At 47.2% G+C, this 16454-nt stretch carries 15 protein-coding genes and 2 tRNA genes; all 17 read right to left on the bottom strand.

What is annotated here, in order from left to right; all coding sequences use genetic code 11:
• Positions 1-30: 30 nt before the first annotated feature.
• Positions 31-774 carry a 3'-5' exonuclease gene (locus WMO62_RS06755; RefSeq protein WP_118510987.1) on the bottom strand — a complete coding sequence of 248 codons (744 nt, stop codon included), beginning with the start codon at positions 772-774 and terminating at the stop codon, positions 31-33.
• A complete protein-coding gene (locus WMO62_RS06750; RefSeq protein WP_349144225.1) occupies positions 771-2417 on the bottom strand; it encodes a B12-binding domain-containing radical SAM protein in 1647 nt (548 codons plus the stop codon). The genes WMO62_RS06755 and WMO62_RS06750 overlap by 4 nt, the downstream gene beginning before the upstream one ends.
• Positions 2418-2720: 303 nt before the next feature.
• Positions 2721-2792, bottom strand: a tRNA-Gly gene (locus WMO62_RS06745).
• 85 nt (positions 2793-2877) lie between these two features.
• Positions 2878-2948 (bottom strand) — tRNA-Gly (locus tag WMO62_RS06740).
• 132 nt (positions 2949-3080) lie between these two features.
• A complete protein-coding gene (locus tag WMO62_RS06735) occupies positions 3081-4757 on the bottom strand; it encodes a glycoside hydrolase family 13 protein (RefSeq protein WP_349144224.1) in 1677 nt (558 codons plus the stop codon).
• A 43-nt stretch (positions 4758-4800) separates the two neighbouring features.
• Positions 4801-6852 (bottom strand): glycoside hydrolase family 13 protein, encoded by a 2052-nt coding sequence (locus tag WMO62_RS06730; protein ID WP_349144223.1) that lies wholly within the window; start codon positions 6850-6852, stop codon positions 4801-4803.
• A gap of 252 nt (positions 6853-7104) precedes the next feature.
• On the bottom strand, positions 7105-8883 hold the full coding sequence (ftsH, locus tag WMO62_RS06725) for an ATP-dependent zinc metalloprotease FtsH (RefSeq protein WP_349144241.1): 1779 nt from the start codon (positions 8881-8883) through the stop codon (positions 7105-7107).
• Positions 8884-8936: 53 nt separating this feature from the next.
• Positions 8937-9464, bottom strand: a complete 528-nt coding sequence (gene hpt, locus WMO62_RS06720) for a hypoxanthine phosphoribosyltransferase (protein ID WP_118716820.1) — start codon at positions 9462-9464, stop codon at positions 8937-8939.
• Entirely contained in the window at positions 9445-10842 is a 1398-nt protein-coding gene (gene tilS, locus WMO62_RS06715) for a tRNA lysidine(34) synthetase TilS (RefSeq protein ID WP_349144222.1), read from the bottom strand. Before tilS ends, hpt begins: the two co-directional genes overlap by 20 nt.
• A gap of 139 nt (positions 10843-10981) precedes the next feature.
• On the bottom strand, positions 10982-12388 hold the full coding sequence (locus tag WMO62_RS06710) for a SpoIIE family protein phosphatase (RefSeq protein WP_349144221.1): 1407 nt from the start codon (positions 12386-12388) through the stop codon (positions 10982-10984).
• A 164-nt stretch (positions 12389-12552) separates the two neighbouring features.
• A complete protein-coding gene (locus WMO62_RS06705) occupies positions 12553-12867 on the bottom strand; it encodes a septum formation initiator family protein (RefSeq protein ID WP_349144220.1) in 315 nt (104 codons plus the stop codon).
• A 12-nt stretch (positions 12868-12879) separates the two neighbouring features.
• Positions 12880-13326 carry a spore cortex biosynthesis protein YabQ gene (yabQ, locus tag WMO62_RS06700; RefSeq protein WP_178755701.1) on the bottom strand — a complete coding sequence of 149 codons (447 nt, stop codon included), beginning with the start codon at positions 13324-13326 and terminating at the stop codon, positions 12880-12882.
• 4 nt (positions 13327-13330) lie between these two features.
• Positions 13331-13636, bottom strand: coding sequence for a sporulation protein YabP (yabP, locus tag WMO62_RS06695; protein ID WP_349144219.1), 306 nt, complete (start codon positions 13634-13636; stop codon positions 13331-13333).
• Between the two features lie 59 nt (positions 13637-13695).
• The gene (locus WMO62_RS06690) at positions 13696-13935 is read right to left on the bottom strand and encodes an RNA-binding S4 domain-containing protein (protein WP_117498827.1); all 240 of its coding nucleotides are present in this window, start codon (positions 13933-13935) and stop codon (positions 13696-13698) included.
• Positions 13936-13946: 11 nt separating this feature from the next.
• The gene (locus WMO62_RS06685) at positions 13947-14219 is read right to left on the bottom strand and encodes an HU family DNA-binding protein (RefSeq protein ID WP_117498825.1); all 273 of its coding nucleotides are present in this window, start codon (positions 14217-14219) and stop codon (positions 13947-13949) included.
• 69 nt (positions 14220-14288) lie between these two features.
• Positions 14289-14714 carry a MazG family protein gene (locus WMO62_RS06680; protein ID WP_117498823.1) on the bottom strand — a complete coding sequence of 142 codons (426 nt, stop codon included), beginning with the start codon at positions 14712-14714 and terminating at the stop codon, positions 14289-14291.
• Between the two features lie 4 nt (positions 14715-14718).
• Positions 14719-16452, bottom strand: a complete 1734-nt coding sequence (locus tag WMO62_RS06675) for a phospho-sugar mutase (RefSeq protein WP_118627358.1) — start codon at positions 16450-16452, stop codon at positions 14719-14721.
• Positions 16453-16454: the final 2 nt, after the last annotated feature.

Here is a 16454-nt window from a genome sequence, read left to right as displayed (position 1 = left end):
TCCTTCTGTTTTTATGATCGTAAAAATTCATCATATCCTCTTCTCTCTTTCCTTTCGCTCTCTCCCCGGGATCCTTCCATATTGAAGGATGATCTTATCGATCATACGGGAAGCCTCACTTCGCGTCATATCCTCAATGCGGATATTTGTTTCTATTCTATGATATTTCAGCAAATCATTCAAGTAGGCTTTTTGTGATTTTGCAATAGGACTCTGCTTCTTAGCCGAATATACCAGCGGATAAAGGGTAAATTCTTCCGGAGCTGTCTCTTTGAACGCTTCCCACATATGCCACAGCAGAAAATGCGTGGATAGCGCATCATCCAATGCCCGGTGGGAATTGCCTGGATCTACCTGATAATAGGCACACAGATCCGGCAGTCTCCGTGACGGAAGATCTGGCAGCAGCTTTCTTGCAATCTTCAGTGTATCCAGAGCTTCCCGTTCAAAAGTCAGACCCTGATTCACCGCTGCCTGCTTCAAAAATCCAAAATCAAAGGACACATTATGTCCAAGAATCGGTAACTCCCCACAAAATTCCAGGAATTCCGGGATTGCCTGCTCTGGTCGCTTACCGCTTAATCGCATCTCATCGGTGATCCCTGTCAGTTCTGTGATCCGCTCCGGCACTTCCACTCCGGCATCAATAAAGGTCTGGTAGGTCTCTTCTACTTTTCCATTGAGGATCCGTGCTGCTCCGATCTCCAGCAATCGGTCTCTGGCCGGATTAAGGCCCGTGGTCTCCACATCCACTGCAATATAATCTCTGATCATCCCAGCACCTCCACATGTGCATCGTTGGTCAGCGGATTTCTTCTGGCATAATCAAACAGCACAAACACCGGCTGACTATCCCTTGTGAAAATCTCAATATGCACCTGCTTTCCATAAATCTTTTCATATTCCCGCAGCTGTTCTTTATAAGGCGACCGATCCGCTGCAAATGCCGGACGGCTCTTCAGACGTTCTCTGGCATACAGATCAAAGATCATACACTGATCGTAGACCGGATCTGCCCAGTCTTTTTCAGAAATAAATTCTCGCAGGATCTCATACCGTGCCATCCGTGAATGGCTGATCTTGCTGTAACCTTTTCGATCATAAAATTCCGCCAGTTCCTCAAAAAATGCAAATGGCGATCCATAATTTTTCAAAATTTCTTCCAGAGTCTTCTCATATTGATGGCTGTTGTAGTAAAGCTCTACCATCTCTTCCACCCCTTTAAGGAGCAACAGATCTTTATAGGGAAGCCAGGGCGTTGACAACACCTCATAAGGCGCCTTGTCATGACAGACAATGCCATATTGCTGTGCCATACGATGGATCTTGGTTCCCCGAAGCACTTTTAAAAAACCCAGCTGAAGCTGCTCCGGCTCCATGACAAATACATCATCAAATGATTTATGAAAGCTTTCCTGATCTTCCCCTGGAAGTCCTGCGATCAGATCCAGATGCTGGTGAATATTTCCAAAGCTCTTCACCTTCGCAGTCACATTTCTGACCAGATCAAGATCCATCACGCGGTCGATCTCATGAACCGTCTCCATATTCGTAGACTGCACACCAATCTCCAGCTGGATCAACCCTGGCCGCATCTGCTCCATGATCGCCAGTTCTTCTTCCGTGATCAGATCCGCTGCAATTTCAAAATGGAAGTTCGTGATCCCATTATCGTGATCCAGGATCCACTGCCACAGATCCACAGTCCGCCTGGGATTACAGTTAAAAGTTCGATCCAGGAATTTCACCTGAGGCACCTTTGCCTGCAGGAAAAATCCCAGTTCCTTCTTCACCAGATCAAGGCTTCGGAATCGAAGCTTCTTCTCCAGAGAAGACAGACAGTACGCGCAACGGAACGGACAACCTCTGCTGGACTCGTAATAGATGATCTTATGAGAGAAATCTTCCAGGTGACCATAGACAAAAGGAAGTTCATCCATATTGGCCGGAGCACCATCCTCATTGATCTGAAGTTCTCCCTGATCATTCCGGTAAGTGATACCGGCAATCGTCTGAAAGGAACCTGTTCCTTCTATATATAGTGACGCAAGTGCCGGAAATACCGTCTCACCCTCTCCCCTCATGACACCGCGCACTTTCGGATATTCCATAAGAAATGCTTCCGCATCATAGGACACTTCCGGACCGCCCGCCCAGATTTCTGCCTGAGGCAACACTTTGGGCAGTTCCTCAATCAGTTCGCCCACCATGCGCCGATTCCAGATATAAGTAGAAAAGGCAATCACATCCGGCTGCTTTTTATAAATATCTGCCAGGATCTCATCCGGCTGCTGATTGATCGTGTACTCAGCGATCTCAATCTGATCTCCGTACTTGGCCGTCACTGCCTTCAGATTATAGACTGCCAGATTGGAATGAATGTATTTTGCATTGATTGCTGTAAGTAAAATCCTCATAATTTATTTCTTTCTTCTTAATGATTTTTATAAATCCTTTATTTGTACGCCACAATTTGGTCACATTTTCCTGTTACTATAATACTTGTAACAGGAACACATCAGTATTTCATTCATAACACTTTAGGGGACTTGAGAAAGTCCCCACTCCCTCGAAAATTTAAGCCCGCCAGGGCTTTTTCTTTTTTTCCGGATAATTTTCAAAGCTGTCTCGATGCGCTCTCTATGACATATATAACCCGAAACAGTATGATAACATAAAAAAAGAGATTCCGCTATAGCAAAATCTCTTTCTTAACTCAGAGCACGAGACGGGATTCGAACCCGCGACCCTCGCCTTGGCAAGGCGATACTCCACCACTGAGCCACTCGTGCATATATGTAAACCCTTTCTGGATTACTTTCTATATATAAAAACCCTTTCGGGTTGTTTACTGTATGTAAACGCCTTTCGGCGTAAAGCGGGTGATGGGAATCGAACCCACGTATCTAGCTTGGAAGGCTAGTGTTCTACCATTGAACTACACCCGCATATATGTGAACCCTTTCGGGTTATTGTCGCTTTCGTTTCGCAACAATGAGTATTCTACTACGGGTCTTTTGAAAAGTCAAGTGCTTTTTTTAAGTTTTTTTAAAAAAATTTTGCAAACTGCTTTTACACAGTTATAGCAAAAGCACAAGCGCCTGACAGCTCTGAAGTTCTACCTGGCCCTTTTCATTGATTCGGAATGCTTTCTGATTGTTGAGCAGTACCTCTTTTACAGCATTCTCCAGTGAAACCTTCACGGTCTGCTCGCTCCAGTTTCCAAGCACCAGAATCTTCTGCTGCTCATCCTCCCGAAGATAAGCCAGCACCTGCTCCGGAATCCGTTCCCGTACTGGCACAAATCGTCCATAAGTAAATGTCTGCACATATCTTGGATCTTTGCGAAGGGCAGTCAGCTTTCTATAATAATTGAGCACAGAGTCAGGATCGCTCTCCTGTCCCTGTACATTGATCTTCGTATAATCAGGATTAACCTTCAGCCAGGGCGTTCCTGTGGTAAATCCCGCATTGTCTTCTGTATTCCACTGCATAGGTCTTCTGGCATTGTCGCGACTCATGCGATTACAGCAGACAAGCGCCTCCTGCTCTGTGCAGCCCATTCGAAGCGCCAGCTCATACTGATCCTTCGTATTCAGATCATCAAATTCCTCAATGGACCGAGCCTTAAAGTTTCGCATGCCGATTTCCTGTCCCTGATAGATAAATGGCACGCCCCGAAGCAGAAGACTGGCTGTTGCCAGCATTTTCACTCCATCGTCATTCTGTGCATAGTCTGGCAGGAATGTGCTGGCACCTCTCGGTTCGTCGTGATTTTCAATAATATTTGAAAGAAATCCCACAGATGCAGCCTTTTCCTGGGCCGTAAATAATGCATCCCTCCAGGCTTCAAAGCAGAACGGTCTCTGCTCATACCAGCCATGTTCCCCTGCAGTCAGCAGGTGCTGGGAAAAATCAAACATCGTAGAGAAATGCCCCTGTTCTCCGATAAATTCCTGAAGTTCTTCTTCCTTCATGTTAAATACTTCACCTACGGTGAACGCATCATATTTCTGGAAGGTATGCACCTTTAGCTCCTCCAGCATCTCTCCGATGCCAGATGCACGGGAAACCACGGTATCCGCAGAACATAAGCCATCCGGCCCATCCGCCGGATAATCAGGAAATGTGGTATCCTTCTGAATATTGATAATGGCATCAATACGAAATCCGGCAACTCCTTTTTCCAGCCACCAGTTGATCATCTCATAGATCTTATTCCGCAGTTCCGGGCAGTACCAGTTCAGATCTGGCTGTTCTTTGGCAAATGCATGATAATAGTACAGGTCTTCTCTGCCAGGCACCGGTTCCCACATACTCCCGCCAAAATAGGAGCGATAATTGGATGGCGCATGACCATCCTTCCCTTTTCGGAAATAAAAATATTTCCCATAAGGACCTTCTGGATTACGGATGGCTTCCTGAAACCACTTATGTTCGCTGGAGCAGTGGTTCACCACCAGATCCATAACCAGATACATGCCGCGCTTCTTCATCTCTGCAAGCAGCGTATCAAAATCCTCCATGGTTCCAAACTCCGGCGCGATCTCATAATAATCAGAGATGTCATATCCCTGATCTACAAACGGCGAACGATAGACCGGTGACAGCCAGACAATATCAATGCCCAATGCTTTCAGATAATCAAGTTTAGAGATAATTCCCTGGAGATCTCCAATTCCATCTCTATTGGAATCATAATAACTTTTCGGATAGACCTGACAGGCAATCTTGCCATGCCACCATTTTTTCTCCATCGTTTCACCTTCTCTCCACTTTGAATGTTACAGGGAGCTTACTTTACAATGTTTTCAATATCATTGAACAGACTGGCGGAAGCTTCAGATACAGAATTCCATTCCGCACTCCATAGACCGCATCGTTGGTGCTGAATCCATTTTCCAGAGTCAGCATCAGACGTTCCATGGTACAAAACGGCGGAACGGATGCTTTCCACACCGGAATATTCACTTCCCGCTCTTCTCTGGAATTGTTGACTACCACTACGATCTGATTTTCCTCATCAAACCGGCCATAGCTTAAGAGCTGATGCTCCAGTGACAAGAAACAAGTGGAGCCATACGTCAGTACTGGATTGTCTTTATGGATACAGATCGCTTCCTTGTGGAAGGACAGCAGCTCCTGATCCTCTTTTCCCCAGGGATAGGTCCGACGGTTATCCGGGTCTGTGAATCCGCACACGCCGGCCTCATCTCCATAATAAACAGTCGGTGCTCCCACCCAGGTCATCTGCATGACAACAGCCTCTCTCATGACACCTTTATCAATCCCCTGAGATGCCGCATCAGAACCCAATGTATTCATTCTTCCCACCCGGCGGTTGGTTCTGGTCAGGAACCGGGAATGATCGTGGTTGGACAACTCATTCATGGCTGTCTGCAGGGACGGTCCCGGCATATGAGCCATATTGTAGATCATGGAATTCTTGAATGCTTCTGCATTTCCATAGAGGTCATCTCTGCGGGATTCGCTGTGCTTCTCCATGCCAGTCAAAAACCAGGTAATCGGCTCCATGAACGCATCATAATTCATGACCGTATCCCACTCATCTCCACCCAGCCAACGGCTGGTATCTCCGTAATGCTCTGCAAGGATCAGCGCATCTGGCCGTTCTGCTTTCACAGCTGCCCGGAATTCCTTCCAGAATTTGTGATTGTATTCTTCTGTAAAACCAAGATCAGCTGCCACGTCAAGACGCCATCCATCTACATTGTAAGGCTCTCTGACCCATTTTCGTCCGATATTAAGAATGTATTCCTTCAGTTCCGGGGACTGCTCATAATTAAGCTTCGGCAGAGTGTTGTGCCCCCACCAGCCTTCATAGAACTCATTATAGGGCCATTCATGCTCATTATTGAACCGGAAAAAACTGCGATACGGACTGTCTTCGGAGACATACGCACCTTTTTCATAATCCTCAGACTGTTCATAGATCCGTTCTTTATCCAGCCACTTATTAAAAGAGCCACAATGATTGAACACGCCATCCAGAATGATCTTCATTCCCCTGTTGTGTACTTCCTGGACAAATTTTGCAAAAAATTCATTGCTGGCTTCCAGATTTTTCTTATTTACCACCCGCTGCTGATACTTGGTCGCATGGGTGTTATCCTTGTCACCTTCTGCCAGACACTCCCCACCATCTTCCACGATCACGCCAAGATGCGGATCTACATAATCGTAGTCCTGGCTGTCGTATTTATGGTTGGAAGGAGATACAAAGATCGGATTCAGATAGAGAACTTCCACGCCCAGATTCTGCAGGTAATCAAGCTTATTCCAGATTCCCTGGAGATCACCGCCATAGAAGCGCCATACATCCATAGATTCCGGCAGAGTTTCCCAGTCCTTCACCTGATGAACCGGCTCATTCAGATATATATATTCCCGATCCTCTACGTCATTGGTCAGATCACCGTTGCAGAAACGATCGGTATAGATCTGGTACATGACTGCACCCTTCGCCCATTCCGGCGTGGAAAATCCCGGAATCAGCTTGAAGGAATACACATTCTGAAGATCTGTAGTCACTCCCAAAGTATTATAAAAACATCTTTCATTGTCTTTATCAATTTCAAAATAATAACGGACTGTACTCATCAAAGGTGCGGTCCGATAGGTGTAGTAATCAAATAATCCCCGGGATGCTGTCTTCTTCATCAGATTACGGCTGCTTCCGCTGATAAAATAGACTTCATCCACATTATCTTTTGCTGTACGGAGTGTTACGGTCACCCGGTCTCCGCAATGCGGTTCAAAGGGGCTCTGATAATATTTGCTCTGATCACTGAACAGTGCCTCCCTGTTCAATGTCTGCTGTGTCATTTCCATAGTTGATGGTCCCTTTCCCATGTTCTCTTATTACTTATGATATACCCACTGCCCACTTAAAACAACCATTTTCCAAAAAAGGACAGCAAAAAAGACAGCGGGGGGTGTGCTGTCTTTTTTAGGAGAAGGTATTTCTTGTTTCTTATGGGGTGTAGCAAAACTATATAATGTATTGGGGGTTTTTACAGTAATTATAGTATCACAATTCCCCGCCGAAGTCTGCACAAAGTTCACAAAAATGTCAATTCATTTTTATTCACTTTGCACAAAAAGTGCTTCAAATTCTTCTCGAGTGATCTTTTCCTTTTCCAGCAAAAGTGCTGCACAGGAATCCAGTACCGGGCGATATTCGCTGATGATCTTTCTGGCATTTGCATAACACTCATCCACGATCCGTTTCACTTCGCTGTCGATCTCACCGGCCACGGTCTCGCCGTAGGATCTGGTATGCGCCAGGTCACGTCCAATAAATACTTCGTCCTCATCATTTCCATAGTTGATCAGACCCAGCCTCTCAGACATACCATACTGAGTCACCATGGCTCTTGCAAGCGCAGTCGCCTGCTTGATATCCTGAGATGCACCTGTCGTAATATCTCCAAAGATCAGTTCCTCTGCCACACGTCCACCAAGATCTACCGTAATATCCTGCAGCATCTTCCCTTTGGTGCTGAACATATCATCCCGCTCTGGAAGCGGCATGGTATATCCGGCAGCTCCCATACCCGTCGGAATAATGGATACCGTATAGACCGGTCCCACATCCGGCAGCACATGGAACAGGATCGCATGTCCTGCCTCATGGTATGCTGTGATCTTCTTCTCTTTTTCAGAGATCACACGGCTCTTCTTCTCTGCGCCGATACCTACTTTAATAAATGCTTTACGGATATCCTCCTGCTTGATATACGCTCTGGTGTCCTTTGCTGCAACAATAGCAGCCTCATTTAACAGATTTTCCAGATCCGCTCCGGTGAATCCGGCTGTGGTCTGAGCGATCTGATGCAGATCCACATCATCTCCAAGCGGCTTATTCTTTGCATGAACCTTCAGAATCTCCTCGCGGCCTTTCACATCCGGACGACTTACCGGAATCTTCCGGTCAAAACGTCCCGGTCTTAAGATCGCCGGATCTAGAATATCCACACGGTTAGTTGCTGCCATAACGATAATGCCTTCGTTAACACCAAATCCGTCCATCTCCACAAGGAGCTGGTTCAACGTCTGCTCACGCTCATCATGTCCGCCGCCCATACCAGTACCGCGACGTCTCGCTACCGCATCGATTTCATCAATAAATACGATACAGGGCGCATTTTTCTTGGCTGTAGTAAACAGATCTCTTACACGGGATGCTCCCACGCCGACAAACATTTCCACAAAGTCAGATCCAGAAATGCTGAAAAACGGCACGCCTGCTTCACCGGCAACAGCCTTTGCGATCAGGGTCTTACCAGTTCCCGGAGGGCCTACTAACAGTACGCCTTTTGGAATACGCGCCCCTACCTTCGTATAGCGTCCCGGGTTCCGAAGGAAGTCCACGATCTCCTCCAGTTCGCCTTTTTCCTCTTCCAGACCTGCCACATCCTGGAAGCCTTTCTTCACATCATCACCGGCAGTCATCTGTGCACGGCTCTTTCCAAAATCCAGCATTCTGGCATTCCCACCGCCACTGTTTCTGCTCATGGTCATGACAATATAGAACAGCATGATACCGCCTAAAAGCAATGTTGTTCCATAAGTCTCAAAAAATCCCGGCTGCTTTACTTCCGCAATATCATAAGCAACACCAGCGTCATCCAGAAGCTCGCTGGTCTTCTCTGTATCCAGGATCTGAGTCACCTTCTGGGTGCCGTCCTTTAACTGGTAAGTTACCGTACCTGTCGGTGTCTCCTGGTTGGGCTGAATACTGGCACTTTGAATCTGGTCTTCCTCCACCGCTTTGGTAAACTGCGGATAGCTGTATGATACACTGTTCTGTCTCTGCTCGTCAAAAAAAGCCAACAGCATGCAGACCAGTGCCAAAACCATCAGATAAGTACCGATTCCTCTCCACTGTCTGTTCAAGTCTCCTTATCCTCCTGTCAGTCAAATTCCACCACACCGATGTATGGCAGATTGCGGTACTGCTGGTCATAATCCAGTCCGTAACCGACTACAAATTTATCTTCGATCTGAAATCCTACATACTCCACATCCACATCTACGACTCTGCGCTCCGGTTTGTCAAGAAGCGTACAGATCTTAAGACTTGCCGGATTTCTCTGACCGAGAAGCTTCTTCAGATGACTCAGAGTACGGCCGGAATCAATGATATCCTCGATAATGATCACTTCTTTTCCTTCAATGTTCTCATCCAGATCTTTGACAATACGAACGATTCCGCTGGACTTGGTGTCTCCGCCATAGCTGGAACACTGCATGAAATCCATGGTTACCGGTACAGTAATTCTTTTTGCCAGTTCGCAGGTAAAATATACACTTCCCTTTAAAATGCAGATCAGATGTACACTCTTTCCAGCATATTCTCTGCTGATCTGCTCACCAATCTCACGGATTCTTGCGTCAACTTTCTCTTCCGGAAGCATTACTTCAATATGATGTTTCTCCATCCTTTATTCCTCCATCTCTTATCTGTTGTATTTTCAATACTATTTTGGTCTGTTCTGTGATCTTATATTCTTCACTGATCCTCATACCGACGACCCACAAAATATGATTTCCGTCTGCCAGAACGGTCAGCCCGTCTCTGCTCTCTCTTGGAACTTTATTGTCAATCAGATAATCCTTCAGCTTCTTATGCGCCCCAGGTCCGGTTGACAGATAGTCTCCAGGGCGTCTTGTCCGCAGAACAACTTCTTGTCTGATTTTATCATAATCAAACCACTTCGTATAGCAATTTACAGGAATTTCCTGATTTTTGTCCCTGTTTTCCACGGTCACTTCATATCGTGCTCCCTGGAATTCATACGTTCCTGTCCTTCCGCAGAAAATAATACCGTCATCCCGGTTGATGCCGTATCCTTGCTTCAGTACAATACCGTCATATTCCAGCACTGCTGTGTTCTTCGATGGCAGCAGTATCCTGCTCCCCCGTTTTCCATATGCCAGCAGGCAGATCTGCTCCACATGAAATGCCTCCACATCCCGAAGGCCTCCGGGCAGATGTTCCAGTGCGCGCCGCACCAGCATCTTCTGCATGGCCGAATGCAGCTCGTCAAATGCCTCCAGCCGAATTCGGATACAGTCCTTCTCCATCTGCAGATACTGTTCTTCTGCTTTGTGAAGTTCCTGTTCCAGATACGATTCCACTTCCGACAATCTTGCTGCTGTTCCTGCCATGCGGGCCACACAGCCTGGCATGACCTGTTCCATAGGCGCAAGTAATCCATGCCGGATCTGATTTCTCGTATAATCCAGCTCCTGATTGGTGCCGTCCTCCACCCAGCGGATCCCCTCTTCCAACAGGTACTGCTCAATCTGCGGCCGATCCACACACAGAAGCGGCCGGATATAATTTCCATTGACCGGACGCATACCGCACAGTCCCCGAAGCCCTGTACCACGCATAAGCCGGAACAGCATGGTCTCTGCCTGATCTCGCTGATGATGCGCCAACGCGATCACCGATGCCTGACATTTCTCAGCGAGATGCCCAAACACCCGCCGTCTTGCATTTCGCCCGGCTTCCTCAAGACTTAAGCCATCTCTGGCTGCCTGGGCAGGCACATCCTCCTGTACCACAGTGAACGAAATATTTCTCTCCTGACAGAACTGCTCACAAAACTGTTGATCTCGCAGTGCCTCTGCCCCACGGATCCCATGATTTACATGAACTGCTTCCAGCTGAAGCGGAATCCGCTTCCCATAGTTCCACAATAATTGCAGAAGTGCTGTTGAGTCCGCACCGCCGGAAAATCCCACCAGCACGGTGTCCCCGGGCTTGACCATATTCCATTGTCTCAGATAGGCAAATACTTTCTCCTGCATGTGACTGAACTCCTGTAGTTTCTATGCTCATTGCTTTACGGGCATGTGCATGGCTCTGAATTATTCAGAGCCACATATTTACTGGCATGTGCATGACTCTGAATATTATCACAAATTCCACGCAAAAAAGCAAGCCGCACTACCGCTTCCAGATTCCGACCACCAGAATGGTCATATCATCCGCTGCCTTTCCATATGTCTGTACCTGTTCCATGAGCCGTGCCGCCATCTCAGAAGGGGTTCCCGGCGGAAGATTCCAGATCAGATCCTTCATGACCGCCTCTTCCTGCCCTTCCGGCAATGCTCCCAGCACCCCGTCCGTCATGAGAAACAACAGATTTCCATCATAGATCCGTACCCGATAAGGATCTAAGGGCAGTTCACTGCTGATCCCTGCCGGCAGACCTGTCCCACGGATACATTCCACATTCCGTTCCCGCCGGATAAAGCTGGCGGCAGATCCAATCTTCAGAAATTCGCAAATTCCTGTATAAAGATCAATGGAAGCCAGATCTACTGTGGAAAATATATGTGGTTCCGGCTGCAGCACAATGGACGAATTGATCATCCGCACTGCTGTCTCTCTGGAAAATCCCGCCTCCAGAAACTGTTCCATCAGATCCAGCACTGTCTCACTCTGCCCGCAGGCTTGAAGTCCTGACCCCATCCCATCAGAGAGTCCTGCCACAAACCGTCCTTCCGGCAGCCAGAATACGGAGAAATTATCCCCGGAGACTGCCTCTCCCGGTTTCGTCACTTTCTTGATTCCGTACAACACCTGATAAGCAGTGGCCTCCACAAACAATACCGTCACTTTCTCCTGACTGACAAATGTCCGGCTGTCTCTGGCAGGCATCATCTCACAGTCCGTCAGTTCTGACAATACCGCCGCCACTTTCTTTACCGGCACGCAGATCTTACGCTTCGTATGCATGGTCACATAGACTTGTCGCTTTCGTCCGCCGGGACTGTAAAAAAACACCTGGATCAATGTTATTCCCATAAAGCGAAGCCGCTTTCCAATCTCCTGCTCCAGCGGCACATCTTCTTTTGTCCCATAGATCCGTTCCATGGCTCCTTCCAGTATGGAACCCATTTCCCGGATCTGCCCGGCTGCTGCGATCCGGTTTTCTGCCAGCCTCTGCTGAAACAATAACTCTCCTCTGTCTGTCACCGGCGTCATCTGGGGTGTCATGCAAAAGCTGCGGGAAAGCTGAGCAAAACTCTCCTGATACTCTTCGATCCATTGTCGGACCGGATGCACCGGTTCCTGCTCACTGTCTTCTCTTTTATGGCTGCGGATCCATTCCCACCCATAACCTGCCAGCACGATCAACGAAAACAGTGCCAGACTCTTCATCACACTGGAAGCCATGACCCACAGTTCCTTGTGGTACATATATTCCACCGTCAGCTCCATGGCTGCCAGACTTCCACCCACCGCCAGTCCAAAGATCCACTTATCTCTTCCTTCGTCTCTCCTGCCAAACAGGATCAGCATACACACTCCCAGCGTACACGCCAACACATACTTTGTCCATTCCATGACAACTCTCCTCCATATCCTTATTCCGCCGCATGCAGAACAAACGCTGCGGTTTGTGTAGATACTATAAGAATCTGTCTTTGCGAGCTTTGTCATTTGGAATCGGCTCGAAAAAATAATTTTTCGACATAAAAAAGCTCCTGTCTGAGCAGGAGCTTCATGTCTTATTTACCTGATGCCTTGAAAAGGATCTCATCCTCATAAACCAGTCCGAGCTTTTCTTTGGCTACATCTTCCACATATTTCTTTGTCTTTGTATAGGTCTCAAGATCTTCGATCTCTTTGCTTCGTTCCGTCTCATCGGCGATCTGCTTTTCCAGTGCCGCCTCTCTGTTCTGATAAGTCTGATTCTTCTGTTTCAGCTGAAGACTTCCAATTGCAGTCACACAAAAAACAGCCATGACGATCAATAAAATACCCATGGCTCTCAGGTGCTTTCTCTGATCCCGAATACGTCTGCTTCTTGTCTTCGCTGTCATCCGTCTTTCCTCCTATGAGAATAAAATAATTATAAACTCTCTGAGTTTATTTTTCAATTTGTTTTTGTAGAAATGTCCTGTGATTTTCCCGACTTGTACTACTTTACGAGCCACCGTTCCAGCAGGCCTTAGGAAAAATTCCAACACTGTCTTCAAAATACCTGATATGGGTTCCACGATCCATCTTCCTATCAGATAATAATAGACGATCATGCCCGCCGCCACCGCAAATAATGCATACCCGCGGACTGCTCCGTCATTTTCCCGATACAACAGTGCAAAGATTAAAAATGCAGTGCAGATCCAGTACAGAAGATCCTGAACCGCTATCAGCCAGACACCATGGGGAATCAGCCTTCGAGTGATCCTGAGCAAGTCGTACAATGCCAGGATCAACGCACCTCGCAGCATGGCCAGTCCAAAAAACTGCAGTTCTCTGACAATTCCGTCACTCCCCATAGGCTTACCGGAACAGACGGTTCAATAATGTCTCTCCGCCTTTTTTGAAGTCTGACACTTCCGAATACTGGATGCTGTCGATCCTTCCCTCCAGATCGATCTCTCCTTTTTCCAGCGTCAGCCGATTTACATGAAGGTCTGCTCCCTGGATCTTGAGCATGCCCATATCTGTCTCCAGCAGCACTTCCGATATATCAAAAGAGATCACGTCCGACACACCAGTGATACCAGCTGTCCGCCGATTCGAAAGCGTCAGCTTGTGCGCTCCTTTTGCCTGTGTGTGATCTTCCACAGTTCCCATCTTTACCATACAAAAAGACCTCCCATATATTCTCTTAAAATATATTAGGAGGTCCTAAGATTTATACCTTATAAATATCTGTAAAGCTCTTTTGCTTCATCCTTTTTGACGGTCTCCTGCACGTCCAGCACTTCCACCTTTACAGCTCTTGTACCGAACTGGATCTCGATCACATCCCCTTCCTTCACGTTCAGGGAAGCTTTCGCCGTCTTATCGTTTACCAGAACACGTCCTGCATCACAGGCCTCATTGGCAACTGTCCGACGCTTGATCAGTCTGGAAACTTTCAGAAACTTATCTAATCTCATGCTCTGTCGTATTAGTTCAGGGCATCTTTCAGTGCTTTACCAGCTTTGAACTTCGGGGCTTTGGAAGCTGCGATCGGCATCGGCTCACCAGTATGCGGGTTTCTTCCCTCTCTTGCTGCTCTCTCAGCTACCTCGAAGGTACCGAATCCAACAACCTGAACTTTCTCACCTTTCTTTAATTCATCAGTAACAACCTCGATAAATGCTTTTACAGCTTTCTCTGCATCTTTCTTTGTAAGCTCAGCGTTCTCTGCAACTGCTGCGATCAGTTCTGCTTTGTTCATGATTTTATTTTCCTCCTGGAATATTTTCATTTATTGTGTACAACACGTATCATAGTTATACCGGTTTTCCTACTGTTTGTCAAGCGGTTTCCCTTGGAGTTCCGCGGTTTTTCGATTCCGTTTTGCCTCCTTTTCCTGCCGCTTGATTTCCTCCCAGCGAGCCTGATTCTGCTCGTCGGAACCATATTCTTCGTCGCCAAATACATGTGGATGACGGCGGATCATCTTCTCCGCCAGACCATTTATCACGTCATCCATCGTAAAGAGACCTTCCTCTTTGGCGATCTGTGCATGAAGCAGTACCTGCAGCAATACGTCCCCCAGCTCTTCGCAGAGATTCTCCGGATCCTTCTGCTCAATAGCCTCCACAACTTCTTCACATTCATTTCTAAGACAGGAGATCATGCTCTCATGGGTCTGAGCCTTGTCCCATGGACAGCCATGGTCACTGCGCAGTTCAGCGATGATCCCCACCAGTTCTTCGTAACTGTACATCTTCTTACAGCATCTTCTGGATCATCGCCAGTACTTCTTCTCCCATTGCAGCACTCTTCTTGTCTGCATCCTCCAGAGAAGTACCTTTGACACCATAGTAGAATTTTACCTTCGGCTCTGTACCTGACGGTCTTACGCACAGCCATGCGCCATCGTTCAGATCATAGTAAAGTACATTGGATGCCGGAAGGCCGGTCGGTTTTACTTCACCAGTCTTCATATCTTTGATCGTATCCAGCTTGTAGTCTCTTGCAGATACTACATGATAGTCACCAATTCTGACCGGCGTATTATTTCTCAGAGTCTCAAGGATCTCTTGAATCTTTGCAAGTCCTTCAATCCCTTTGAGTTCGATAGATTTCACTGCGTCCTTGTAGTAGCCGTATTTCTCATAGAGAGCAACCATAGCATCCCACAGCGTCATATTTTTAGTCTTGTAGTAAGCCGCTGCCTCGCAGAGAGCAACCGTTGCGGAGATGGCATCCTTGTCTCTTGCGTATGTACCAATCAGACAGCCGTAGGACTCTTCCATTCCGAACAGATACGTTCCTTTTCCGGTCTGCTCATCTTTCAGGATCTGCTGTCCGATGTATTTGAATCCTGTCAGAACCTCTATCAGTTCACAGTCATAGGATGCTGCAATCGCATCTACCAGATTGGTGGTTACGATGGATTTCACAACCTGTCCATCTGCCGGGATCTTGCCTGCAGCCTTCTTCTGGCTCAGCACATAGTCGCAGAGCAGAGAACCTGACATATTACCGGTCAGCGGAATATATTCTCCTGATTTTGTATCTTTTACATAGACTCCAAGACGGTCTGCATCCGGGTCAGTTGCCAGCACCAGATCTGCATCCACTTCTTTTGCAAGCTTCAGTCCCAGCGTAAAAGCTTCTGCAGCCTCCGGGTTCGGATAGCTGACAGTCGGGAAATCTCCGTCTGGAAGCTCCTGCTCTTTTACAACATATACATTTTCAAATCCAAGCTCTTTAAGCGCACGTCTTGCCGGGATATTTCCGGTACCATGAAGCGGGGTGTAAACGATGCGGATGTCTTTCTGCATTTTATCAATGGCATCCTGATTTACTACCTGTGCTTTTACATGTGCAATGAATTTATCATCGATCGCCTGTCCGATGATCTCATATTTGCCTGCTGCAATGGCAGCTTCACGGCTCATAGTCTTCACCGTAGACAGATCCGTGATCGCCAGTACCTCTGCGGTAACGCCTTTATCATGAGGCGGAGTAAACTGTGCTCCATCCTCCCAGTATACTTTGTATCCATTGTACTCTGGCGGATTGTGGCTGGCAGTAATATTAAGACCTGCGATACAGCCAAGCTCACGTACTGCAAATGACAGCTCCGGTGTTGGTCTTAAAGACTCGAATTTGTATGCTTTAATTCCATTTGCTGCCAGTGTCAGAGCCGCTTCCTCAGCAAACTCCGGAGACATATGACGGGAATCATAAGCAATTGCTACGCCTTTTCCCTGTCCTCCCTGCTTGATAATATAATTTGCAAGTCCCTGGGTCGCTCTGCGTACTACATAGATGTTCATACGGTTAATACCTGCACCGATAATTCCGCGCAAGCCCGCCGTTCCAAATTCCAGATCCTTGTAGAAACGTTCCTTTATCTCTTTGTCATCATCTGCGATCGCACGCAGTTCAGCTTTTGTGGCTTCGTCAAAATACGGATTGGAAAGCCATTCCTCATAGATTGCTTTATAGTCCATTT

It is taken from the genome of Hominiventricola aquisgranensis (genome assembly GCF_040096225.1).
Lineage (GTDB): Bacteria > Bacillota > Clostridia > Lachnospirales > Lachnospiraceae > Hominiventricola > Hominiventricola aquisgranensis.
Note: the sequence above shows the minus strand (reverse complement) of the source record. Positions and strands in the feature narration are given on the sequence as shown.

Excerpts from the sequence above, each read along its gene's own strand:
- WMO62_RS06690 (WP_117498827.1), bottom strand. The coding sequence starts at position 13,935 with ATGAGATTAGATAAGTTTCTGAAAGTTTCCAGACTGATCAAGCGTCGG.
- hpt (WP_118716820.1), bottom strand. The coding sequence starts at position 9,464 with ATGGAGAAACATCATATTGAAGTAATGCTTCCGGAAGAGAAAGTTGAC.
- WMO62_RS06705 (WP_349144220.1), bottom strand. The coding sequence starts at position 12,867 with ATGACAGCGAAGACAAGAAGCAGACGTATTCGGGATCAGAGAAAGCAC.
- WMO62_RS06755 (WP_118510987.1), bottom strand. The coding sequence starts at position 774 with ATGATCAGAGATTATATTGCAGTGGATGTGGAGACCACGGGCCTTAAT.
- WMO62_RS06730 (WP_349144223.1), bottom strand. The coding sequence starts at position 6,852 with ATGGAAATGACACAGCAGACATTGAACAGGGAGGCACTGTTCAGTGAT.
- WMO62_RS06685 (WP_117498825.1), bottom strand. The coding sequence starts at position 14,219 with ATGAACAAAGCAGAACTGATCGCAGCAGTTGCAGAGAACGCTGAGCTT.
- WMO62_RS06675 (WP_118627358.1), bottom strand. The coding sequence starts at position 16,452 with ATGGACTATAAAGCAATCTATGAGGAATGGCTTTCCAATCCGTATTTT.
- yabP (WP_349144219.1), bottom strand. The coding sequence starts at position 13,636 with ATGGTAAAGATGGGAACTGTGGAAGATCACACACAGGCAAAAGGAGCG.
- WMO62_RS06750 (WP_349144225.1), bottom strand. The coding sequence starts at position 2,417 with ATGAGGATTTTACTTACAGCAATCAATGCAAAATACATTCATTCCAAT.
- WMO62_RS06735 (WP_349144224.1), bottom strand. The coding sequence starts at position 4,757 with ATGGAGAAAAAATGGTGGCATGGCAAGATTGCCTGTCAGGTCTATCCG.
- WMO62_RS06680 (WP_117498823.1), bottom strand. The coding sequence starts at position 14,714 with ATGTACAGTTACGAAGAACTGGTGGGGATCATCGCTGAACTGCGCAGT.
- yabQ (WP_178755701.1), bottom strand. The coding sequence starts at position 13,326 with ATGGGGAGTGACGGAATTGTCAGAGAACTGCAGTTTTTTGGACTGGCC.
- WMO62_RS06710 (WP_349144221.1), bottom strand. The coding sequence starts at position 12,388 with ATGGAATGGACAAAGTATGTGTTGGCGTGTACGCTGGGAGTGTGTATG.
- ftsH (WP_349144241.1), bottom strand. The coding sequence starts at position 8,883 with ATGGTTTTGGCACTGGTCTGCATGCTGTTGGCTTTTTTTGACGAGCAG.
- tilS (WP_349144222.1), bottom strand. The coding sequence starts at position 10,842 with ATGCAGGAGAAAGTATTTGCCTATCTGAGACAATGGAATATGGTCAAG.